Source organism: Enterobacter sp. JBIWA008, assembly GCF_019968765.1.
GTDB lineage: Bacteria > Pseudomonadota > Gammaproteobacteria > Enterobacterales > Enterobacteriaceae > Enterobacter.
The window spans coordinates 2,210,788-2,233,474 of the sequence record NZ_CP074149.1 but is presented as its reverse complement, the minus strand read 5'-3'; the positions used below and the strand labels follow the sequence as shown (position 1 = coordinate 2,233,474).

The 22,687-nt window shown below is 56.1% G+C and carries 22 protein-coding genes and 1 pseudogene; 12 read left to right on the top strand and 11 right to left on the bottom strand.

The window, feature by feature from the left end; translation table 11 throughout:
• Positions 1–110: 110 nt before the first annotated feature.
• From KGP24_RS10925 to KGP24_RS10910, 4 genes are all read left to right on the top strand, one after another.
• Positions 111–1,364 (top strand): MFS transporter, encoded by a 1,254-nt coding sequence (locus KGP24_RS10925; protein ID WP_223563315.1) that lies wholly within the window; start codon positions 111–113, stop codon positions 1,362–1,364.
• 74 nt (positions 1,365–1,438) lie between these two features.
• Positions 1,439–2,923, top strand: coding sequence for a carboxypeptidase M32 (locus tag KGP24_RS10920; RefSeq protein WP_223563314.1), 1,485 nt, complete (start codon positions 1,439–1,441; stop codon positions 2,921–2,923).
• Positions 2,924–3,070: 147 nt separating this feature from the next.
• The gene (gene asr / locus KGP24_RS10915) at positions 3,071–3,535 is read left to right on the top strand and encodes an acid resistance repetitive basic protein Asr (protein WP_223563313.1); all 465 of its coding nucleotides are present in this window, start codon (positions 3,071–3,073) and stop codon (positions 3,533–3,535) included.
• Between the two features lie 278 nt (positions 3,536–3,813).
• Positions 3,814–4,635: a serine protease gene (locus tag KGP24_RS10910; RefSeq protein ID WP_223563312.1), complete on the top strand. Its 822-nt coding sequence runs from the start codon at positions 3,814–3,816 to the stop codon at positions 4,633–4,635.
• A 38-nt stretch (positions 4,636–4,673) separates the two neighbouring features.
• Here the strand turns inward: KGP24_RS10910 and mdtI are convergent, their stop codons facing one another.
• Together mdtI and mdtJ are read right to left on the bottom strand one after the other, a co-directional pair.
• Positions 4,674–5,003, bottom strand: a complete 330-nt coding sequence (mdtI, locus tag KGP24_RS10905; RefSeq protein ID WP_024909144.1) for a multidrug/spermidine efflux SMR transporter subunit MdtI — start codon at positions 5,001–5,003, stop codon at positions 4,674–4,676.
• Entirely contained in the window at positions 4,990–5,352 is a 363-nt protein-coding gene (gene mdtJ, locus KGP24_RS10900; protein ID WP_223563311.1) for a multidrug/spermidine efflux SMR transporter subunit MdtJ, read from the bottom strand. The genes mdtI and mdtJ overlap by 14 nt, the downstream gene beginning before the upstream one ends.
• A 421-nt stretch (positions 5,353–5,773) precedes the next feature.
• On the opposite strand from mdtJ, the gene KGP24_RS10895 reads away from it, so the two are divergent.
• Positions 5,774–6,808 carry an AI-2E family transporter gene (locus KGP24_RS10895; protein ID WP_033145372.1) on the top strand — a complete coding sequence of 345 codons (1,035 nt, stop codon included), beginning with the start codon at positions 5,774–5,776 and terminating at the stop codon, positions 6,806–6,808.
• 98 nt (positions 6,809–6,906) lie between these two features.
• Here KGP24_RS10895 and KGP24_RS10890 read toward each other — a convergent pair whose 3' ends face one another.
• Positions 6,907–7,932: an LLM class flavin-dependent oxidoreductase gene (locus KGP24_RS10890; protein ID WP_223563310.1), complete on the bottom strand. Its 1,026-nt coding sequence runs from the start codon at positions 7,930–7,932 to the stop codon at positions 6,907–6,909.
• 178 nt (positions 7,933–8,110) lie between these two features.
• On the opposite strand from KGP24_RS10890, the gene yajD reads away from it, so the two are divergent.
• A complete protein-coding gene (yajD, locus tag KGP24_RS10885; RefSeq protein WP_003857471.1) occupies positions 8,111–8,458 on the top strand; it encodes an HNH nuclease YajD in 348 nt (115 codons plus the stop codon).
• A gap of 51 nt (positions 8,459–8,509) precedes the next feature.
• Here yajD and KGP24_RS10880 read toward each other — a convergent pair.
• From KGP24_RS10880 to KGP24_RS10870, 3 genes and pseudogenes are all read right to left on the bottom strand, one after another.
• Positions 8,510–8,772: pseudogene (locus tag KGP24_RS10880) on the bottom strand (arylamine N-acetyltransferase); the annotation flags it as partial.
• Between the two features lie 79 nt (positions 8,773–8,851).
• The gene (locus KGP24_RS10875) at positions 8,852–9,298 is read right to left on the bottom strand and encodes a hypothetical protein (RefSeq protein WP_223563309.1); all 447 of its coding nucleotides are present in this window, start codon (positions 9,296–9,298) and stop codon (positions 8,852–8,854) included.
• Between the two features lie 76 nt (positions 9,299–9,374).
• On the bottom strand, positions 9,375–10,430 hold the full coding sequence (locus tag KGP24_RS10870; protein WP_223563308.1) for an SDR family oxidoreductase: 1,056 nt from the start codon (positions 10,428–10,430) through the stop codon (positions 9,375–9,377).
• A gap of 97 nt (positions 10,431–10,527) precedes the next feature.
• Between KGP24_RS10870 and KGP24_RS10865 the strand changes: the two genes are divergently transcribed.
• Positions 10,528–11,424, top strand: a complete 897-nt coding sequence (locus KGP24_RS10865) for a LysR family transcriptional regulator (protein WP_223563307.1) — start codon at positions 10,528–10,530, stop codon at positions 11,422–11,424.
• 7 nt (positions 11,425–11,431) lie between these two features.
• On the opposite strand, the gene umuC is transcribed toward KGP24_RS10865, so the two are convergent.
• Together umuC and umuD are read right to left on the bottom strand one after the other, a co-directional pair.
• Positions 11,432–12,694 (bottom strand): translesion error-prone DNA polymerase V subunit UmuC, encoded by a 1,263-nt coding sequence (umuC, locus tag KGP24_RS10860; protein WP_223563306.1) that lies wholly within the window; start codon positions 12,692–12,694, stop codon positions 11,432–11,434.
• Positions 12,678–13,112 (bottom strand): translesion error-prone DNA polymerase V autoproteolytic subunit, encoded by a 435-nt coding sequence (gene umuD, locus KGP24_RS10855; protein WP_194399068.1) that lies wholly within the window; start codon positions 13,110–13,112, stop codon positions 12,678–12,680. Before umuD ends, umuC begins: the two co-directional genes overlap by 17 nt.
• A 287-nt stretch (positions 13,113–13,399) precedes the next feature.
• Here umuD and KGP24_RS10850 point away from each other — a divergent pair, with 287 nt between their 5' ends.
• The gene (locus KGP24_RS10850) at positions 13,400–13,600 is read left to right on the top strand and encodes a hypothetical protein (RefSeq protein ID WP_023311485.1); all 201 of its coding nucleotides are present in this window, start codon (positions 13,400–13,402) and stop codon (positions 13,598–13,600) included.
• Positions 13,601–13,645: 45 nt separating this feature from the next.
• Here the strand turns inward: KGP24_RS10850 and KGP24_RS10845 are convergent, their stop codons facing one another.
• The gene (locus KGP24_RS10845) at positions 13,646–14,512 is read right to left on the bottom strand and encodes an aldo/keto reductase family oxidoreductase (protein ID WP_223563305.1); all 867 of its coding nucleotides are present in this window, start codon (positions 14,510–14,512) and stop codon (positions 13,646–13,648) included.
• A gap of 143 nt (positions 14,513–14,655) precedes the next feature.
• On the opposite strand from KGP24_RS10845, the gene KGP24_RS10840 reads away from it, so the two are divergent.
• Entirely contained in the window at positions 14,656–16,317 is a 1,662-nt protein-coding gene (locus tag KGP24_RS10840; RefSeq protein WP_223563304.1) for a methyl-accepting chemotaxis protein, read from the top strand.
• Positions 16,318–16,344: 27 nt separating this feature from the next.
• Here KGP24_RS10840 and smrA read toward each other — a convergent pair whose 3' ends face one another.
• Both smrA and KGP24_RS10830 read right to left on the bottom strand, forming a co-directional pair.
• On the bottom strand, positions 16,345–16,908 hold the full coding sequence (gene smrA / locus KGP24_RS10835) for a DNA endonuclease SmrA (protein WP_223563303.1): 564 nt from the start codon (positions 16,906–16,908) through the stop codon (positions 16,345–16,347).
• 354 nt (positions 16,909–17,262) lie between these two features.
• The gene (locus tag KGP24_RS10830) at positions 17,263–18,174 is read right to left on the bottom strand and encodes a LysR family transcriptional regulator (RefSeq protein ID WP_223563302.1); all 912 of its coding nucleotides are present in this window, start codon (positions 18,172–18,174) and stop codon (positions 17,263–17,265) included.
• A 175-nt stretch (positions 18,175–18,349) separates the two neighbouring features.
• On the opposite strand from KGP24_RS10830, the gene KGP24_RS10825 reads away from it, so the two are divergent.
• The 3 genes from KGP24_RS10825 to abgT are packed head-to-tail and all read left to right on the top strand — an operon-like array spanning position 18,350 to position 22,668.
• Entirely contained in the window at positions 18,350–19,660 is a 1,311-nt protein-coding gene (locus KGP24_RS10825; protein WP_223563301.1) for a M20 family metallo-hydrolase, read from the top strand.
• Positions 19,660–21,105 carry a M20 family metallopeptidase gene (locus tag KGP24_RS10820; protein ID WP_223563300.1) on the top strand — a complete coding sequence of 482 codons (1,446 nt, stop codon included), beginning with the start codon at positions 19,660–19,662 and terminating at the stop codon, positions 21,103–21,105. Before KGP24_RS10825 ends, KGP24_RS10820 begins: the two co-directional genes overlap by 1 nt.
• A 36-nt stretch (positions 21,106–21,141) precedes the next feature.
• Entirely contained in the window at positions 21,142–22,668 is a 1,527-nt protein-coding gene (abgT, locus tag KGP24_RS10815; RefSeq protein ID WP_223563299.1) for a p-aminobenzoyl-glutamate transporter, read from the top strand.
• Positions 22,669–22,687: the final 19 nt, after the last annotated feature.

The following is a 22,687-nucleotide window of genomic DNA, read 5'->3' as shown; positions in this document are numbered from 1 at the left end:
ATCATTTGAGATTATTAATATATTAGACAGAATATTTACATTTTCCTACCCTGAACATGTGGTCATACCCGTCACCAGAAATCACGGGGATGTTTAAGCAAGGAAACTCTGTGAGTCGTACAACTACTATTGATATCGATCCGGCTAAAGATATCAATGATTTACCCGCAGCATCGCAGCCGGTCCAGTTCATTAAACGTGGTACCCCCCAATTTATGCGCGTCACGCTGGCGCTCTTTTCCGCCGGTCTGGCGACCTTCGCCCTGCTCTATTGCGTTCAGCCGATCCTGCCCGTTCTCTCTCACGAGTTTGGCGTATCGCCAGCCAGCAGCAGCGTTTCACTCTCTATTTCTACCGGCATGCTGGCGATCGGCCTGCTCTTTACCGGGCCGTTGTCCGACGCCATTGGCCGTAAGCCGGTGATGGTGACCGCGCTGATGCTGGCCTCGGTCTGTACGTTACTCTCGACGATGATGACCAGCTGGCACGGTATTCTGGTGATGCGTGCGCTAATTGGGCTCTCGCTCAGCGGCGTGGCGGCGGTCGGGATGACCTACCTCAGCGAGGAGATCCACCCGAGCTTTGTTGCCTTCTCTATGGGGCTTTACATCAGCGGGAACTCCATTGGCGGAATGAGCGGACGCCTGCTGAGCGGAGTCTTTACGGACTTCTTTAACTGGCGTATTGCCCTGGCGGTGATCGGGTGTTTTGCGCTGGCATCGGCCCTGATGTTCTGGAAAATTCTGCCAGAATCGCGCCATTTCCGCCCGACCTCTTTGCGCCCAAAAACGCTGTTTATCAACTTCCGCCTGCACTGGCGTGACAAAGGGCTGCCGCGCCTGTTTCTGATCGGCTTCCTGCTGATGGGCTCCTTCGTCACGCTGTTTAACTATATTGGCTACCGCCTGATGCTCTCACCCTGGCATCTGAATCAGGCCGTTGTCGGTTTACTCTCGGTTGCTTATTTGACCGGAACGTGGAGTTCACCGAAAGCCGGGGCGATGACCGCACGCTACGGACGCGGCCCGGTCATGCTGTTCTTCACGGCGGTGATGCTGGTTGGCCTGCTGCTGACGCTCTTCTCCTCCCTGTGGCTGATTTTTGCCGGAATGCTGCTCTTCTCTGCGGGTTTTTTCGCCGCTCACTCGGTCGCCAGCAGCTGGATTGGCCCGCGCGCGCGTCGCGCCAAAGGCCAGGCATCGTCGCTGTATCTGTTTAGCTATTACCTGGGTTCCAGCATCGCCGGGACCCTCGGCGGCGTGTTCTGGCATCACTACGGCTGGAACGGCGTGGGCGGGTTTATCGCGCTGATGCTGTGCGCGGCGCTGCTGGTGGGCACCAGTTTGCATAAACGTCTGCATTAACATTCCAGCGCCTTCGTGTTTAAATCAAGCCGATGCTAATTTTTGTCATCGGCTGATTCAGACACGAGGACTTCATGAAAAACAATAACTACCAACAGCTCACCCGCATCTTCCAGCGTCTCTCCCGCTTCTCCCACCTCTCCTCCATCGCCAGCTGGGATATGTTCACGATGATGCCGCCGGGCGGTAGCGCCGCGCGCGGTGAAGCACTCGCGGAGATGAGCGTCCTGCAACACCAGATCCTGACCGATAAAAAAGTCGGCGACCTGTTAGCGGCGGCGGCAGGTGAAGATCTGAATGATGTTGAACAGGCCAACCTGCGCGAAATGACGCGCCACTACCAGCAGGCTACCCTGCTGCCGGAATCGCTGGTGGAAGCGAAATCCCTGGCAGGCAGCAAGTGCGAACACGCCTGGCGTACCCAGCGCCCCGCTAACGACTGGCAGGGCTTTTCCGCCAACCTGAAAGAGGTGGTCAAACTCAGCCGCGAAGAGGCTTGCCTGCGGGCCGAAGCCAAAGGCTGTACGCCGTACGATGCGCTGCTGGATATTTTCGAACCCGACATGACCAGCGCGCGTCTGGACGTTCTGTTCGGCGATATGAAGTCCTGGCTACCGGACCTGCTGGCAAACGTCGTGGAAAAACAGGCTCAACGGTCGTTTATTCCGCCGCAAGGCCCCTTCCCGACGGCAGCCCAGCGTGAGCTGGGCCTGGAAGCCATGAAGATGCTTGGCTTCGATTTTAACGGCGGTCGCCTGGACGTGAGCGCGCACCCTTTCTGCGGCGGCGTCCCGGAAGACGTGCGCATCACCACGCGCTATGACGAAGATGAGCTACTCAGCGCGCTGTTTGGCGTGATCCACGAAACCGGACACGCGCGCTACGAACAAAACCTGCCGCGCGCGTGGGCAGGACAGCCGATAGCGCTGGCGCGCTCAACCGCAATTCATGAGTCACAGAGCCTGTTCTTTGAAATGCAGCTGGGACGCAGTGAAGCCTTCCTCAGGCATCTCCTCCCTGCGGTGCACGCCCGCTTTGGCAGCCAGGCGGCGTTTAGCGAAGAGAACTTTATTGCCTGGAACCAGCGCGTGAAACCTGGCTATATCCGCGTCGATGCGGACGAAGTGAGCTACCCGGCACACGTGGTGCTGCGCTATGAGATTGAGCGGGCGCTGATCAACGGTGAGATTGAGGTGGACGATATTCCCGCCCTGTGGGACGAAAAAATGCAGGCCTGGCTCGGGTTATCCACCAAAGATAACTACCGCAACGGCTGTATGCAGGATATCCACTGGACCGACGGCGGTTTTGGTTACTTCCCGTCATACACGCTTGGCGCTATGTACGCCGCGCAGCTGTTCCATGCCGCCAGGACCGCACTGCCGGGTCTGCAGGCCTCCATCGCTGAAGGTGATTTCTCCGCACTCTTTGAGTGGCTGCGTCAGAACATCTGGCAGCACGGTAGCCGCTTCAGCACGTCGCAATTAATCACCCAGGCGACGGGTGAAGATCTGAATATCCGTTATTTCCGCGAACATCTGACCTCACGTTACCTGTAATACGCCGCGCCGGGGCAACCCCGGCGTTGTACATTCCGTTACACGCCGATACCAATCACTCACGGAAACCTCGAATTTACAGGGATATAGTTATTTCAACGGCCCCGCAGTGGGGTTAAATGAAAAACCAAATTCGAGGGTATGAGAATGAATAAAGTATTAGCTCTGGTTGTTGCCGCTGCTATGGGTCTGTCTTCTGCTGCATTTGCTGCTGACACTACCGCAACTACTGCACCGGCTGCCGCACCTGCTGCAACCACCACCGCTGCGCCAGCAAAAGCGGTTCACCATAAAAAACATCACAAAGCTGCAGCGAAAAAAGAAGCCGCTGCACCTGCAACCGCAGCACCAACCGAGCAGAAAGCGCAGGCTGCCAAAAAGCACCACAAAAAAGCCGCTAAACCCGCTGTAGAGCAGAAAGCGCAGGCTGCTAAAAAGCATCACAAAAAAGCCGCTAAACCCGCTGTAGAGCAGAAAGCTCAGGCTGCTAAAAAGCATCACAAAAAAGCGACCAAACCGGCTGTAGAACAGAAAGCTCAGGCTGCTAAAAAGCACCACAAAAAAGCAGTAAAACACGAAGCTGCTAAACCAGCTGCACAGCCAGCTGCGTAAGAGTACAAGCTTAACCGTGCCCTTCGGGGCACGTTGGTAAACCGGCGCTGAACCGGAAAAGGTTCCGCGCCGTTTTTTTATCCGGAGGGCGTATGCTGCGACGCTATCGGTTTGAGCTGATTCTGATCCTGCTTATTTTATGCGCGCTCATCGCCAGCCATTTTTATCTTTCCTGATTGTAGCACGCTGATTTTGCTCCCACTTTAGCGCTGTCCCGTCTATAGTATTTTCATAGGGTTCACTTTTAATAATCATAATTACCCCCACCAGAGTGTGATATGCGTAAATCTGTTGTGTTGTTACTGGGAACGTTTGTTCTTTTTTCTGGATTCTCACATGCGGATGATGGCGGTGATGACACCATTAGCGCGAAAGAGCTAAAGACGCTTTTTTTCGGTCATGACGATCGCACGCGCGTCTCCGATCCTACCCAGGCCCCCTGGGATGCTATAGGTCAACTGGAAACCGCCAGCGGTAACTTATGCACTGCGACGTTGATCACCCCTCAGCTTGCCCTGACGGCAGGCCACTGTCTGTTAACGCCGCCTAACGGCAAGCCTGATAAAGCGGTGGCCTTGCGGTTTGTGTCGCAAAAAGGAACCTGGCGCTATGAAATTCACGGCATTGAAGGCCGGGTCGATCCGTCTCTCGGCAAACGCCTGAAGCCTGATGGCGACGGCTGGATAGTGCCACCGGCGGCTGCCTCATGGGACTTTGGCCTGATCGTTTTACGCTACCCCCCTTCCGGCATTACGCCGCTGCCGTTATTTGACGGCGACAAAGCCGCACTCACCGCCGCCCTGAAAGCCGCCGACCGCAAAGTGACGCAGTCCGGCTATCCTGTCGACCATCTGGATACGCTTTATACGCACACTGACTGTATTGTGACGGGCTGGGCGCAAACCAGCGTACTCTCGCACCAATGCGATACGTTGCCGGGTGACAGTGGCTCACCGCTGATGCTGAAAACGGACAGCGGCTGGCAGTTGATCGGGGTTCAGAGCTCTGCACCGGCGGCGAAAGATCGCTGGCGCGCAGATAACCGGGCCTTGTCCGTAACCGGTTTTCGCGACAAGCTGGAAGCGCTGGCTACACAGTAAGCCAGCGCGAAGGCCTGAAACTAAGGATCACAACGTTATCAGGCGAGTTTTATCATGATCATGCCGGCAAGCAGCAAGATGAGCCCCATCCAGCCCTTGTTGTTTAAGCGCTGGCCGAAGAGCACCCAGCCTGCGGCCAGCGTGGCGGCGATACCAAAACCGCCCCACAGCGCATAGGCCACCGAAAGATCGATCCCTTTTACCGCCTGAGACAAGGCGCTGAACGCCCCCAGAACTGCGGCAATCGACATCAGGCCGTAGAGCTTACGGCGAAAACCATCGGAGAATTTCAGCAGAACGTTCGCCAGAATCTCCAGCACGATGGCCAGCCCCAGCCAGGCCGCATGAACCCACTCAAACTGTTGCATGGTTCTGCACCTTCTGCTGTTTGCCAGGTTTACGGGTACCCGATTTAATCAGCACAATACCCGCGACCAGCGTCGTTAATCCGGCGACCTTCATTGTTGTTAATGTTTCGTCAAATATCAGCACGCTGAACAGCGTAATCAACAAAATACCGATCCCTTCCCACAGGGCATACGCGACGCCCAGCGCAATTTTTTTCACTGCAAATGAGAGGAAAATATATGAAAGCGAAATCATCACCAGCATCAAAATAAAACCGGTATTGCCATCGCTGACGCTTGCCCACTTCATAGACAGCGTGCCGGTAATTTCAGCGATGATAGCCAGCGCTAATAGGATCCAGTAAAACATGTTTTTCTCCTGCTTGAGAATATAATCCATCGTGGCCTGCCGCGTGCAGCAAACCAAAAAATACGAATTGAAATCAGATAGCTAAGCGCTTAGCGCCAGCTCAGGCAGAAGAAGTGTCTATAGTGCGGTGCGCCAGTGTTGTTCACCAGAAAGCAGGCAGAAAGAAGTGGAGTATACAGCGGTATTGTTTGAAGAGTACGTCCTGAACATATTGTCCATAAAATTACAATTATCCGCGTTGTTGCTTCTCGTCTTTGCGGATGAAAATTGTCCTCGGTAGTTAAACACGCCAAATTTGTACCATAAGCTAAGATTTTACTCAAAGACTTTGCAATTCTTTACCCATACCGTTTGATTTTGGTTAGTTTATTGCAACGCCTTTCAACATTATTATAAATATAAAGAAAATTTCGGAGTCACCATGGCCAAACCCATTATTACCCTGAACGGGTTAAAAATTGTCATCATGCTGGGCATGCTGGTGATCATACTGACGGGCGTTCGTTTTGCCGCTGACATTATCGTGCCCTTTATTCTGGCCCTGTTTGTTGCTGTGATCCTTAACCCGCTGGTACAGCGCATGACGCGGCTACGCATCCCGCGCGTGCTGGCCATCACGCTGCTTATCAGCATCATTATTGTGGCGATGGTCTTGCTGGTAGCCTATCTGGGTACCTCGCTAAATGAACTGGCGCGAACGCTGCCAAAATACCGCTCTTCGCTGGCAATCCCGCTGCTGCAGCTGGAGCCCTGGCTACAGCGCGCGGGTATCGAAGTCTCGGTTGAGGAACTCCTGAAATATATCGACCCCAATGCGGCCATGACGATCGTCACCAGCCTGCTGGCGCAGCTTTCCAATGCCATGACCTCCATTTTCCTGCTGTTTTTAACGGTGGTGTTTATGCTGCTGGAGGTGCCGCAGCTGCCGGCAAAGCTCCAGCAGATGATGGTCCGGCCGGTGGAAGGAATGGGGGCGATCCAACGCGCGCTGGACAGCGTCTCCCGCTATCTGGTGCTGAAAACGGCGATTAGCCTGGTCACGGGCGGTGTCGTCTGGGGAATGCTTCTGGCGCTGGACGTACGCTTTGCGTTTGTCTGGGGGTTGCTGGCGTTTGCGCTTAACTACATTCCCAACATCGGCTCCGTGCTGGCGGCGATCCCCCCTATTCTTCAGGTGCTGGTTTTCAGCGGGCTTTATGACGCACTGATCCTGCTGGCCGGCTATCTAGTCATCAACCTAGTGTTCGGTAACATTCTGGAGCCACGCATGATGGGACGAGGGCTGGGACTCTCCACGCTGGTGGTCTTTTTGTCCCTGATATTCTGGGGCTGGCTGCTCGGGCCCGTTGGGATGCTGCTCTCCGTCCCGCTGACCATTATCGTCAAGATTGGCCTGGAACAGACGGCGGGCGGGCAAACCATCGCCGTGCTGCTAAGCGATATGAGCCACAAATAGCGCTGGCAGGAGGGACGTATTGGCCCTCCTGTCTTCGCGATAAGCGCCCGGATAGTTACATATAGAGAATCACGCCACGCGTTATCCCTGTGTGTCGACTACTCGCGCCAGCCCATTGCCGGTGCGACATGTTTGAGAATGGACTCAATCACGTGCGCATTGTAATCCACACCGAGCTGGTTCGGCACGGTCAGTAATAACGTATCGGCTTCGGCAATCGCGTCATCCTTTTTCAGCTGTTCAATCAGCTTGTCCGGCTCCGCCGCATAGCTGCGCCCGAAGATCGCGCGCGTTTTCTCATCAAGGTAGCCCACGCTATCGCTGTCGTTCCGGCTGGCACCGAAATACATCCGGTCGCGGTCGTCCATTAGCGCAAAAATGCTGCGGCTGACAGACACCCGCGGCTGGCGCGTATGCCCTGCCTCTTTCCAGGCCTGACGGTACGCGCGGATCTGTTTTGCCTGCTGAATATGGAACGGTTCGCCGGTTTCATCGTCCTTCAGGGTTGAATTTTGCAGGTTCATTCCCAGCTTTGCGGCCCATACGGCCGTCGCATTGGAACCGGCGCCCCACCAGATACGCTCGCGCAGCCCTTCAGAATAAGGCTCCAGGCGCAGCAGCCCCGGCGGATTCGGAAACATAGGCTGTGGATTGGGTTTTGCAAACCCTTCGCCGCGCAGTACCTCAAGCAGCACCTCGGTATGACGGCGCGCCATGTCCGATTCGTTTTCCCCTTCCTGCGGGACATAGCCGAAATGGCGCCAGCCATCAATGACCTGCTCCGGCGAGCCACGGCTGATGCCAAGCTGCAAACGACCGCCGGAAATCAGGTCCGCCGCGCCCGCATCCTCGGCCATGTACATCGGGTTTTCATAGCGCATGTCAATCACGCCGGTACCGATTTCGATGGTTTTCGTTTTTGCGCCAATTGCCGCCAGCAGAGGGAACGGCGAGCTAAGCTGTCGTGCAAAATGGTGCACGCGGAAATACGCGCCGTCTGCCCCCAGCTCTTCAGCCGCCACGGCTAAATCGATGGACTGCAGCAGCGTATCTGCCGCCGAGCGCGTGCCGGACTGGGGTGAAGGCGTCCAGTGACCAAAGGATAAAAACCCGATCTTTTTCATAACCATGTGTCCTGATAATGCATTGCGTTCTGTCCACTTTACGCATTACCCGGTAAGAATAAATGCCGTTTATTTAACGGAAAGCATCAAATAAATTGACTGAATAGCGTGGTTCGTCATTCCGCCCCATAATGCGATATAATCTTCCCCTCTCTTTTCATGGCAGGTAAAACCGGCAATGGCTTTGATCCCCAAAAACTACGCGCGGCTGGAAAGTGGCTATCGCGAAAAAGCATTAAAAATCTATCCATGGGTGTGTGGACGCTGCTCGCGCGAGTTTGTCTATTCCAATTTGCGCGAACTCACGGTGCACCATATCGATCACGACCATACCAACAACCCGGAAGATGGCAGCAACTGGGAGCTGTTGTGCCTGTTTTGCCACGATCACGAGCATTCGAAATACACCGAGGCGGATCAGTACGGCACCACCGTGGTGGCCGGGGAAGACGCGCAAAAAGACGTGGGCGTCGCCACGTTTAACCCGTTTGCCGATTTAAAAGCGATGATGGATAAGAAGAAGTAATCTTTCGCAGCGCCTCCCTGCTGTTCGGGGGACACAGGCCCCCTTCTGTTTTTACGCGGCGGTCAGCGCAAAACGGTCTTTCAGGACATGGCGGATTTCATCCTCCGCCAGTTTCCGCGTTTCGGTGCCATTTACCGTGATGGTTTTCAGCATGTCGCCCAGCAAAATCTGGCGTCCTTTCGGGCTATGCTGCACCACCACCACCACCCGCTTCTGCACAAAGATGGCATCCGGATGCGTGGAGTTAAGGTAGTTGGCCGGAACGAAATCAATCCATTCTGGGGGGTGAGATCAAAGCCGCACTGCCGGGCCCAAACGGTTGAGTAAGCCCTTAACCCTGATGCTATGGACGCTGCCCACGTGCGGCGTCCACAAAGCATCTGCGGTCCTTTTTCATAGATTGAGGAATGAGCGTTCTTTAATGACAGCGTCAGGATTGGCACTTTTTATCGCCGCCAGAAAAGCCGTGAAGTTGTGATTCCAGAGGGTGAGATTGTTATAAAACTGTACTTGCTTTTCATTAGCACCATCACGGTAAATAACAATCCAGACCCGTCTGCTATTTATTTCGGTATTTCCCGGCCCGATTTTAATGATGTTAGCCAGCGCAATCTTACGGGTGGCGTTTTTTTTAACTTCATATAAAAACAGGTCATCATAAAACCAGGTTTTACCTGCATTCCCGCCAAATATTGAGGGGTTGGCAGATATTTTTTTCATCCCGTTACAGTCTGAAATGATGCGTTTTGCCTGGCGAATGCGTCTGACAAAAAAGCTTAACAGAATGAAAAGCGCAATGAGGGGCAGCGCGACTGATATCATTTTTAAACTCTCGTGCATCCCTCTGCCCCGCCATACCTTTTTTATTAACGCGTGAGTATAACGCGCCGATCGTTGATGACAACAACCCTTACGGTCAGGGAATAATCCGCGCGGCTCTCAGCTGCGCGAACAGGCTGAAAAACATCTCATCGGTCGCCTGCATTTGCGTAAAGCCCGCCCTGCGCAGCTTGCTCCCGTCACCGAACATGTCGTAATTCCAGCCAAAGACAAAATCGGCAAAATGCCCGTCGCTCAGCTGCAGAATATCCGCTTCCGCCAGCCGCTCCACGGCAAGCTCGCGCCATACCCCGCGATAGTCGTTAAACAGCTGATGAAATGACAGCCTCACCGGCGGCGCAGAGTCCAGTTCAAACCAGCGTGCGATGCGCGGCCAGAGCTCGCTCCAGCGCCAGATATCGCCATTATTCACATTGAAGGCCTGATTCTGTGCCGCAGGTGACGCGGCGGCCCACAGCGTGGCCTCGGCCAGCAGCCCGGCGTCGGTATGGTCAACGATGCTGTGCCAGGCCTGTTCCGAACCGGGAAAACGCAGCGGTAACCTCAGCGCCCTGCACAGGGAGGCGTACAGGGCGATGCTCAGCGCAAGGTTCATGGCATTCCCCGGTACCGGGCTCCCCACCACGCCCGGCCTGATGGCATTCCAGTGCCAGCCTTTCCCCCGCTGAAACTGGCTGAGCCACGCGAGCTGCGCGGCGTTAAATTCGGCACCCGGCACGCCGGGATCGCTTTCGCGCGCCGGGGTTTTAAACGGCCCGAGATGCGCACCATAGACTTTGTATCCCTGCATCAGGCTTACCGTCTGCAAAGGGGCCGTTTTTTCGAGGGTGCTGACCAGATTACGCAGCATGGTGACGTTCGGCTCAACCATGTCCGTCCAGTTAGCCGCGTTCGCCCAGGCGCTGTAAAAGATGTGGGTGACACCGTTCAGGCCGTGCAGCGCCCGTGCGGTATCCTGCGCATCCAGCAAATCGACGTTCACCACGGGAATGCCGTCCGGATGGGTTACCTCGCGGCGACTGAGGCCGATAACCTCCCACTGATGGTGCAGGAGCGTGTTGACCAGCTGTCTGCCGACAATGCCGCTGGCGCCCGCGACCAGGGCGACGTTGTGTTGCTGCATCTTATTCATGGTGTTTCTCCGGAAAGGGTGACAGACGCAGTGTGATATATTATTTTTCCTGGAGATATACCCTGAAACCGATGGCACTTATAAGCAGAATCATTAAATGAATAATAAGCTCAATGCCATTTCCACCTTTCTACGCGTCGCTGAAGCGGGCTCGTTTTCGGCCGCCGCCCGTCAGACCGGTATTAAGCAGTCCGCCGTCAGTCAACAGATCGCGGCACTTGAGGAATCACTGGGCGTGGTGCTGCTGCACCGTACGACGCGTAAGATGAAGCTGACCGAACAGGGTGAACGTTACCGGCGTGATATGCAGCTTGTGCTGGACGCCATGGGGGAAGCGGAAAGGCGTTTACATCCTGTCGACCCTGGCGTTCAGGGACGCGTCCACGTCCAGCTACCAAGCGGCCTGGGGCAGATCTTTTTGCCGCATCTGCTGGCGCTACAGCGCCTGCATCCCGAACTGCAGCTGATGATTTCCCTGGATGACCGCCTTGCCGATCTGGTGACGGAGGGCGTGGATATCGCGATACGGCTGGGCAGTGAGCCTCCGCAGGCGCACGCGGCTCGCGTGCTGGCGCGAATTGAAGCCGCGCTGTTTGCCGCTCCCGGTTTTCAGGCTGTACACGCCGTCAGCGAGCTGACCACGCTGCCACACGTACGGTTCAGCGGTATTCCGCTGGATGCCCCCCTGCGCCTGATTTCTGGCGAGGAAACGGTCGAGGTCAACGTGAATACCGTTTTCCGGGCCAATACCAGCGACGCGCTGCTGCAGGCGCTGGAGTCCGGGATTGGTATCGGCGGCCTGCAGCGACCGCTCGTGGCCAGGGCGCTGCAGGCGGGCACGCTGGTACCGGTGCTGCCCCACTGGCGGTTACCCGATCGCTTCCTCTATGCCGTTTATCCTGACGCCCGCTTTATTCCGCAGCGCGTCAGAAATGTCGTCAGCGTGATCGAGCAGTTACTGCCTGAGATCGCGACGTATGAAACCACAAAATAGTCGCCTTCTACCTCGCCACCGGTAAATCCGCGTACCGCGTCGTGTAGGCCGGTGACAGCATTTCCCGCTTCATCGCCCACGGTTTCTCAATCCCCTGCCCGGCAAACCATATCTTCCCTTTGCCGGAATGATTCAGGCTGTCGATCATTTCCATCAGCGCCGCGCTGTTGGCGCGCAGACGATTATCGTCAAACAAATTAAGCTGGGCGACGCCGCTGCTGAAAAAGTCCGCCAGCATGACCCCGGCTTTCATATAGCGATATCCGTCGAGCCATATACGCCCCAGCGCCTGCGTGGCGGCGCGGATGATATCCCGCGAGTCATTGGTGGGCGTCATCAGGGTGACCGAAGCCTGATTGCCGTAATAAATTTCGTTGTCCGCGTGCGGGCTGGTGCGCACAAACACGCTGATAAAACGACAGTATTGATGCTCGCCGCGCAGTTTTTCCGCAGCGCGTTCCGCGTAGGCGCAAATGGCCTGGTGCATCTCCTCGTACTGCGTAATACGGTGTCCAAACGAACGGCTACAGATAATTTGCTGCTTCGTGGGGGTGAACTCTTCCAGATCAAGACAGGGCTCACCGCGAAGCTCGCGGGCCGTCCGTTCCAGTACCACGTTGAAATGTTTGCGAATGACCCAGGACGACGCTTCCGCCAGCTCCAGCGCAGTGGTAATGCCCATCGCGTTCAGTTTTTTTGTGATGCGCCGCCCTACCCCCCACACCTCCTCTACCGGAACCTTTGCCAGCAGCTTACGCTGCCGCTCGCGGCCTGAGAGATCGACCACGCCGCCGGTGCTGGCCCAGCGTTTCGCCGCATAGTTGGCCAGCTTCGCCAGCGTTTTTGTCGGAGCAATACCGACGCCAACGGTTAAGCCGGTATTTTTAAAGACCTGCGTGCGCATCTGGTGACCGAACGCTTCCAGTGACAGGCAGTGGCTGACCCCTGAAACGTTCACGAACGCCTCATCGATAGAGTAAATCTCTATTGCCGGGGCGAGATCGGTCAGCGTTTGCATGACCCGACTGCTGAGATCGGCATACAGCGCATAGTTCGAGCTAAAGACGTACACCCGCGACGGGTATAGCTTTTCTTTGAATTTAAAATACGGCTCACCCATTTTTATGCCGAACTGCTTTGCCTCCCGCGACAGTGAAATAATGCAGCCGTCGTTATTGGAAACCACCACGATGGGCTTCCCCTCCAGATCGGGGCGGAATACCCGCTCGCAGGAGGCATAGAAGCTGTTCACATCAACCAGCGCGAACATATTTATGCGTTTTAAGCGTGTGGGTGACGACGCCGAAGATCTGCAGCTCCTCTTCGGACTGAAAGGTAATCGGCTGATAGCGGGCATTATGCGGCAGAAGTCTCAGAACCGGACGGGTCTGTAGCTCTTTAACCGTAAACTCACCGGCGACCGACGCCACGACGATATCCCCATGTTCGGCATTTAACGAACGATCGACCACCAGCAGATCGCCGTCGCCGATCCCCGCTCCAGTCATGGAGTCTCCACTCACCTTGATAAAGTAGGTCGCGCTGGGGTGCCTTACTGCCAGCCGGTTAAGATCGAGACGATCCTCCACATAATCCTGCGCCGGGCTGGGAAACCCACAGGCAACACGTTCTAAAAATAACGGTAATTCAATGATTTGCTTTGGATGATAAGAAAAGAGAGTGTCCATAATGCCTTTCTCGCCAGATACTGTATATAAATACAGTATTACGGATTATGGACAAGGATCAAGGTCATTTCCGGAGGTGAACCCAAACGCGTTGAAGTTTGAGCGGTTTTAATTGAGCAACATCGCCTGCCGTTAACAGGCCTGATATCATAAGTCATATAAAAGTCATCTGGTTTATGACTTATAAAAAATAACATCACTATGCAATAACTACACATTGACTTTAAAGTCAGATAAAAGCATATTTTACAGCACAAATTAACAAGACTTACTGGAGAATATTTTCCATGCCAGCCCGTGACTATCCAGACAAGCGTGTTGCACGCGGTCTGGCAAAGGAGGCCGATCTCAGGATGCTGAGCGCCCGCATCGATCCCGATCTGATGGAGTACATCAGAACCACCGCCTTTGAGACGCGTAAAAGTAAGCAGGAGATTGTGGCGGAAGCGTTAGCGCTGCACAGGCAGAAAAGTCAGACAGGAGCCTAAGCGCGCAAAGCCGGAAGCACCCTTCAGGCTTTGCGCGTGTTACCTTTAATCCATCAGCGAATTCAATGTTTCCAGTGCGTCAGCCGGTAACTGCAGCTCCCCCGCCGCGAGATTTTGCCGCAGATGCGCCACGGAAGAGGTGCCAGGGATCAGCAGAATATTCGGGGAACGTTGCAGCAGCCATGCCAGCGCAACCTGCATTGCCGTTACGCCCAGTGAGTCCGCGACAGCCTTCAGCCCGGAAGATTGCAGCGGCGTAAAGCCTCCCAATGGGAAGAACGGCACGTAGGCAATTCCCTGCTGCGCCAGCAGATCCACCAGCGCGTCATCCCCCCGGTTCACAATGTTGTACATGTTCTGCACGCACACCACCGGGACCATCTTCTGGGCTTCCGCAACCTGGGTGGCCGTGACGTTGCTCAGGCCAATATGACGCACCAGCCCCTGCTGCTGTAATTCGGCCAGGGTGGAGAGCGGTTCAGCAATCGACCCTTCCGCCGGCCCGTGTGCGCTAAACATGATCCGCAGATTCACCACGTCCAGCACGTCCAGCTGCAGATTACGCAGGTTGTCATGCACCGCCTGAGTCAGTTCCTGCGCGGAAAAGGCCGGCAGCCAGGCGCCTTTGTCGTTGCGACGGGCGCCAATCTTGGTGACGAGCGTCAGATCGTCCCGGTAAGGATGAAGCGCCTCGCGGATCAGCTGGTTAGTGATATGAGGACCATAAAAATCACTGGTATCAATGTGGTTCACCCCCGCCGCCACCGCTTCGCGCAGCACGTCCAGCGCGGCTTGCTTATCCTTCGGTGGGCCAAAGACGCCCGGTCCGGCGAGCTGCATCGCACCGTAGCCCAGTCGTTTAACCGTCCGCGTCCCAAGCGCGTACGTCCCGCTTTTATCAATGCTGCTCATGTTAACCTTCCTCATAAAAATGATCCGGATTTACAACAGGTTCCTCACCGGAGCCCTTAGTTAAGCGCGAGTTAATTAAAGTTTACATTCTCTACGACGATAGTAATGAGGTAACCCTGCATCTTCTCTAACGGACGACCGCTATGCTGAAAAATCTGCACGTGATTACCGGTATTATCTTTGCCCTCACCATATTCTGTCTGTTGCAAGTTGTCACGGGAGGGTTGTTCTACTCTGCCGTCAGCAACGATCGCCATAACTTCCAGAATTCCGGCGTGCTTAATGCCCAGCAGGAAAGCCTGAGCGACAGCGTGAACACGCTGGTGAAAACGCGCGTCACCGTCACCCGCGTGGCGATCCGCTACCTGAAAAACCAGCGTGACCCGGCTTCCCTTGCGGCGATCAATAAACTGCTTGGCACGGCAACCGACTCGCTGGCAAAAGCCGAAGCCTATAACAAAGAGTGGCAGAAACTGCCGCAGGTTAACGGCCAGGAGGCGGCTTTAACCGACGAGATGCAGAAATCCTGGAACCAGATGCACGAAGTGATGCGCTTATCGATTGAGTATCTGCGTGCCGACAACTACCAGGCCTATGGCGATCTGGACGCGCAGCAGGCGCAGGACGAGATGGAAGCGGTCTATAACCGCTGGCGCGCCGAAAACAACACCCTGCTGAAGGCGGCAACCGAAGAGAACCAGAGCAGCTTCACGCAGATGCAGTGGACCCTGGCGGCTATTCTGCTGGCCGTTATCGCGGTTCTGGTGGACATCTGGCAGGGCTTACAGCACCTGCTGTTGAAACCCCTCCACTCCATTATGAACCATATTAGCGCCATTGCAGGGGGCGACCTGACGCAGGAGATCGCTATCTCCGGTCGCAATGAGATGGGTCAGCTGGCCGCTGGCCTGCACGAGATGCAGCAGTCGCTGGTGACCACCGTCAGCGCCGTACGTGGAAGTACCGATTCCATCTACACCGGCGCAGGCGAAATTGCCGCAGGAAGCAACGATCTTTCCGCCCGCACCGAGCAGCAGGCCGCCTCGCTTGAAGAGACCGCCGCAAGCATGGAAGAGCTGACCGCGACGGTTAAACAGAACTCCGATAACGCCCGTCAGGCCACGCTGCTGGCGAAAAACGCCTCTGAAACGGCCGCGCGCGGCGGTCACGTCGTGGATAACGTGGTTCGCACCATGAACGAAATCGCCGACAGTTCGCAGCAAATCGCGCATATTACCGGCGTGATTGACAGCATCGCGTTCCAGACGAACATTCTGGCGCTTAACGCAGCGGTGGAAGCGGCACGCGCCGGGGAACAGGGTCGTGGTTTTGCGGTTGTTGCAGGCGAAGTCCGTACGCTGGCGAGCCGCAGCGCGCAGGCGGCGAAAGAGATCAAAGGGCTTATCGAGAACTCCGTCAGCCGGGTGAATACCGGTTCTGAGCAGGTCAGCGAGGCTGGCACCACCATGAAGGAAATTGTCGCCGCCGTCACCCGCGTGACCGATATCATGGGTGAAATTTCATCAGCCTCTGACGAGCAGAGCCGCGGTATTGAGCAGGTGAGCCTGGCCGTTTCGCAGATGGACAGCGTGACGCAGCAAAACGCCACGCTGGTGCAGGAGTCCGCCACGGCGGCTGCGGCACTGGAAGATCAGTCCGAGCAGCTGCGCCAGGCGGTAGCGGCGTTTCGTCTGAACGGTAAAGAAAAAGCGGTCGCTCCACGCCCGACCAATCTGAAAACGCCACAGCTGCTGCGTCCGGCAACAACAACCGCCTCTACCGACAGCAACTGGGAAACGTTCTGAGTTTCAGGCGGGCGAGGATATCGCCCGCTAGCGGCTGCGCTTGGCGTGCCGCTCCCAGTTTTCCTGTTTTGCCTCATCTGATTTTCGCAGTGAAACATAACATGCCCCGCTGCCGCCGTGGTGCGGCAGCGCCACGCAGAAAGCCTGCACTTCTTCGAACTCGGTTAACCAGCGCGCCAGATAGCTGCGCACCACATTGGGATGCGAGTTTTGCTCGCGCCCTTTCCCGTGAATGATAATTAGATTACGTAACCCGTCACGTCCGGCCTGGCGAATAAAAGAATAGAGCATCTGACGGCAGCGTTCGGCGGGCTGACGCAGGAGGTTTAAGCTGGCCTGGCGGGCATATTTACCCGAGCGCAGCTTATCGATAACGCCCTGCTGTACCCCTTCGCGCCTGAACGCCAGCGGTTCTTCCAGGGGAAGCATGTCAAGAAAATCCAGCGTCAGGAAGTTATCCAGCTGTTCGCTATCCACCTCCTCGCGCGCCCGCGTATTGCGGCTGGGCTGCCAGTGAATATCCGCGCAGCGCTTCAGGGGCTGGACATCTTCCATGGCGTCAAGAAAAAATGATTTGTCGTCAGGGTTCATGGACATCCTCCGGCTACATCTGAGGATTGTACTATACCTGCGCCAGAGACCGGCCTCAATCACCGTTACAGGTCGATGCGTGGCAATAATATTAACCTGATGAATATATATAGTAATTATTAAAAAAACTTAAATCACACTTAACTAAAATTTCAGCAAAGGTAAAACACGTGATTTATGTAAAAAATTCATTAAATCAATCACTCGCCTGCCTTTCATTTTTTAGAAATGGTGTTATACCTAAATATACCTGCCCCATGGAAATAATACCCAGGATTGGCGAAAGGAAGCACTGCTGTGTGTACTATAGGGTCTGTCTGATGTCGGGCAGATCCTGTTTTTTTAATATTAATTTCACACGAAAATTATTTTTCTCGCTTCCCTCCTGAATTGCGTAATTAATGACTCGGCAAGGGGCGTCTGACGAGAATCACGGCGCTGAATTAAATAATAGGTCGCCTTAGGAAGCGATTCGACAACCGGAAGCATAACCAGACGATGCGCCAGCAGCGGGTCGCAGCCTAACTCCTGCGGCAATATGCTTAAAAAATCACTTTGCGCGACCAGGCTAATACAGGAAGAAAACGTTTCACACACCACGCCAATTCTCGGTATTTGCGAACGATGACTAAATACCTCTTCTAGTTGTTTATAATAACTTCCCCGCGGCGTCGGCATTGTCCAGTTATAATGCAAAAGTTCATTAATAGACGTAGCCCCCATCGCCGGATGCCCTTCCCGACAAAATACCGCAAACGGCTTCTCGAAGAGTTTTTCAAACGTAAATTCCTGGTCGTAAGGTCCCTGATAATAGGTGTTGATGGTGAAATCCAGCTCCCCCTGCCGTAATTCATTGATCATCGACACCAGCTGCCCTTCCATAATCCGCACCTTGACCTGCGGATGCTGAGCATGAAAGCGGGTAATGACGGCGGGCATAAGCGTGCGTGAAACGCTGGCCCCCATCCCGATGTTGATCTGCCCGGCCAGCTCTCCCTGCCGCTGACGGATGTCATCCTGCGCCGCGCGCAGCTCTTCCAGAATCAATCTGGCGCGCTGGTAAAAACCCTCACCGCATTCGGTCAACGCGACGCCCTTACTCCTGCGCACGAAAAGCTGCGCCGCCATCCCTTCCTCCAGCTCTTTGATGGATTTGGTCAGCGCCGGCTGGGAAAGATTCAGCGTCCTGCTGGCACCGCGAATGCTGCCCTGACGCGCAACCTCAACAAACGCCCGGATTTGATGAAATTTAATCTGGAATGTCATAGCCCGACCGATAACCGTTGTTTATCAGAGTAAAGAAACTGTCATCTACTTTAATGGAAAGGGATGTGCGAGGGTAATTCCTGAACGGTTAAAACTGTGAAAAATCGGTTAGTGATAAGTAAAAACTATCACAGCGTGAAGCAGTTCACATATTTTAATAATGACAGGAACAGATATGGACACACTGGCGCAGTACATCCAGACGTTATCCCCGCAGCTGAGCGCATGGCGGCGCGATTTTCACCATTTTGCGGAATCCGGCTGGGTAGAGTTTCGAACGGCCGCGAAAGTCGCGGAAATCCTCGACTCGCTGGGTTATGAACTGGCGATGGGTCGCGACGTCGTGGATGCCGAAAGCCGGATGGGATTGCCCGATGCCGCCACCCTGGCGCAAGAGTTTGCCCGCGCGCGGGCGCAGGGCGCGCCTGAGAAATGGCTGGCACCGTTTGAAGGCGGGTTTACCGGCATTGTGGCAACCCTCAATACCGGGCGTCCTGGACCGACCCTGGCGTTTCGCGTCGACATGGATGCCCTTGATTTAAGCGAAGCGCTGGATGAAAGCCATCGCCCGTTCCGCGACGGTTTTGCCTCCTGCAATCCGGGAATGATGCACGCCTGCGCGCACGACGGACACACCACGATTGGTCTGGGGCTGGCGCAGGTGCTTAAGCAGAATGAAGCGCAGCTCAACGGCACCCTCAAGCTGATCTTCCAGCCTGCCGAAGAAGGCACCCGCGGCGCGCGCGCCATGGTTGCCGCCGGCGCGCTGGACGACGTGGACTATTTCACGGCTATTCATATTGGTACCGGCGTGCCAGCCGGAACGGTGATTTGCGGCAGCGATAACTTTATGGCCACCACCAAGTTCGACGTGAACTTTACCGGCGTTGCCGCACACGCGGGCGGTAAACCGGAGGACGGACGTAACGCCCTGCTCGCCGCCGCGCAGGCCGCCCTCGCCCTGCACAGCATCGCCCCGCACAGCGAAGGCGCCTCCCGGGTGAACGTCGGGGTGATGCAGGCGGGCAGCGGACGCAACGTGGTGCCCGCGAATGCCCTGATAAAGGTTGAAACGCGCGGCGAAAGCGAAGCGATTAATCAGTATGTCTTTGAACGCGCGCAGGCGGTCATTACCGGCGCAGCGGCGCTCTACGGCGTGAGCGCCGAGATGCGCCTGATGGGCGCCGCAACCTCCAGCGCGCCGACACCGACGTGGGTAGATTATCTGCGCGAACAGGCGAGCCAGGTTTCCGGGGTTGTACACGCCATAGATAAGGTGAAAGCACCAGCGGGTTCCGAAGACGCCACGCTGATGATGGCCCGCGTGCAGGAGAACGGCGGCATGGCGTCGTATATGGTGTTCGGCACGGATTTGAGCGCCGGACATCACAACGAAAAATTCGACTTCGATGAGCAGGTCATGACTATCGCCATCGAAACGCTGGCGCGAACTGCGCTCAATTTCCCGTGGACGCGAGGTGTGTAATGCAGGAGAACTACGCTTTTATTGCCGATGCGATCGACACGCGATGTCGGACGTTAACCGATATTGCTGACGCGATCTGGGATCGTCCTGAAACCCGCTTTGAAGAGTTCTGGTCCGCCGAACGCCTCGCCAGCGAGCTGGAGGCCGAGGGCTTCACGCTAACGCGCGAGGCCGGCGACATCCCCAACGCCTTTATCGCCAGCTTCGGCAGCGGGAAACCGGTCATCGCCCTGCTGGGCGAATACGACGCTCTGGCAGGGTTAAGCCAGCAGGCGCACTGCGCGACGGCGCAATCCGCCACGCCGGGAGCCAACGGCCACGGCTGCGGGCATAACCTCTTAGGCACCGCGGCGCTTGCGGGCGCGGTGGCGGTGAAAAGCTGGCTGTCGCAGCACGGCGGCAGCGGAACGGTGCGTTTTTACGGCTGTCCCGGTGAAGAAGGTGGCTCCGGGAAAACCTTTATGGTGCGCGAAGGTCTGTTTGATGACGTCGATGCCGCCGTCACCTGGCACCCGGAAGCCTTCGCCGGGATGTTTAACGTCAGCACGCTGGCGAATATTCAGGCAGCCTGGCGTTTTCACGGCGTGGCGGCGCATGCAGCCAACTCCCCTCATCTGGGACGCAGCGCGCTGGACGCCGTGACGCTGATGACGACCGGCACCAACTTCCTCAACGAACACATCATTGAGAAAGCGCGCGTCCATTATGCCATTACCGATACCGGCGGGATTTCGCCCAACGTGGTGCAGGCCCAGGCTGAGGTGCTGTACCTGATCCGCGCCCCGGAAATGGCCGATGCACAGCAGATTTACGAACGCATCGAGAAAATCGCCCAGGGCGCGGCGATGATGACCGAAACCACCGTCGAGTGTCGCTTTGATAAAGCCTGCTCCAGCTACCTGCCGAATCGCACGCTCGAGGCGGCGATGTATCGCGCCCTGCAGCACTACGGCACGCCGCTCTGGACGGAGGAAGAACGCGCCTTCGCCCGCGAGATCCGCGCCACCCTGACGCCCAACGATCTGCAAAACAGCCTGAAAAATATTGCCGCAACGGGTGGTGACGCGGGTAAAGCCTTTGCCCGTCGTCATCAGGAGACGCTGCTGGTGGATGAAGTCGCACCTTATGCCGTCACCGACAACGTGCTGGCGGGTTCAACCGACGTGGGCGACGTCAGCTGGAAAATGCCGGTCGCCCAGTGCTTCAGCCCCTGCTTTACCGTCGGCACGCCGCTGCACACCTGGCAACTGGTGGCGCAGGGGCGTACCTCCATTGCCCACAAAGGCATGCTGCTGGCCGGAAAAGTGATGGGCGCGACCGCGCTCAATCTGCTGCAGGACGCAGCGCTGCTGAAAAAATGCCGTGAAGAGTTCGAACAACAATTACAAGAAAAACCGTACGCGTGTCCGATCCCACGAGGCGTGACACCGTCACCTTTAAAATAAAAAAACACAACAACACAACACTCCCGAGGAACGCCCATGAGTATGTCATCCATACCTTCGCATTCCCCATCCGGTAAGCTCTATGGCTGGGTTGAAAGGATCGGCAATAAAGTGCCGCACCCTTTCCTGCTGTTTATCTATCTGATTGTGATTTTAATGGTCGCCACCGCCGTGCTCTCCGCATTTGACGTGAGCGTGCGCAGCCCGGCTGACGGCAGCCTGGTGGCGGTGAAAAACCTGCTCAGCGTTGACGGGCTGCACTGGTTTTTACCCAACGTGATTAAGAACTTCAGCGGCTTCGCCCCGCTGGGCGCCATTCTTGCACTGGTGCTGGGCGCCGGGCTGGCTGAACGCGTGGGATTGTTGCCCGCATTAATGGTGAAGATGGCTTCTCACGTCAGCGCGCGTTACGCCAGCTATATGGTGCTGTTTATCGCCTTCTTCAGCCATATCTCCTCCGACGCCGCGCTGGTGATCATGCCGCCGATGGGGGCGCTGATTTTCCTCGCCGTCGGGCGTCATCCCGTGGCGGGCCTGCTGTCGGCGATTGCGGGCGTGGGCTGTGGATTCACCGCTAACCTGCTGATCGTCACCACTGACGTTCTGCTCTCTGGCATCAGCACGGAGGCGGCGAAGACCATTGATGCGGCCATGCACGTCAGCGTGATCGACAACTGGTACTTTATGGCAAGCTCGGTCATTGTCCTGACGATTGTCGGCGGGCTGATTACCGATAAAATCATCGAGCCGCGGCTGGGTAAATGGGAAGGCCGTAGCGATGAAAAGCTGGAAACCCTGAGCAAAGAGCAGCGCTTCGGCCTGCGCGTGGCTGGCGCGGTCTCGCTGGCCTTTATCGCGCTGGTGGCACTGATGGTGGTGCCGGAAAACGGCATCTTGCGCGATCCGGTTAAGCATACCGTCCTGCCGTCGCCGTTTATTCAGGGCATCGTGCCGCTGATTATCCTCTTCTTCTTTGTCGTTTCGCTCGCCTACGGTATTGCGACCGGCAAAATCCGCCGTCAGGGCGATCTGCCGCAGCTGATGATCGAGCCGATGAAGGAGATGGCGGGCTTTATCGTGATGGTGTTCCCGCTGGCGCAGTTTGTGGCAATGTTTAACTGGAGCAACATGGGCAAGTTTATGGCCGTGGGCCTGACCGACGCGCTGGAGGCCGCCGGATTAAGCGGCGTGCCGGCGTTTGTCGGCCTGGCGCTGCTGTCATCCCTGCTGTGCATGTTTATCGCCAGCGGCTCCGCCATCTGGTCGATTCTAGCCCCGATCTTCGTGCCGATGTTTATGATGCTGGGGTTCCACCCGGCATTTGCCCAGATCCTGTTCCGCATCGCGGACTCCTCGGTTATTCCGCTGGCGCCGGTCTCGCCGTTTGTTCCGCTGTTTTTAGGCTTCCTGCAGCGCTATAAACCGGAAGCTAAACTGGGTACCTACTATTCGCTGGTTTTACCCTACCCGCTTATCTTTTTAGGAGTATGGCTGGTGATGCTGGTGGCATGGTATCTTGTCGGCCTGCCGATTGGGCCGGGGATATACCCGAGGCTGAACTAGCTGAACTAAAGGAATGAAG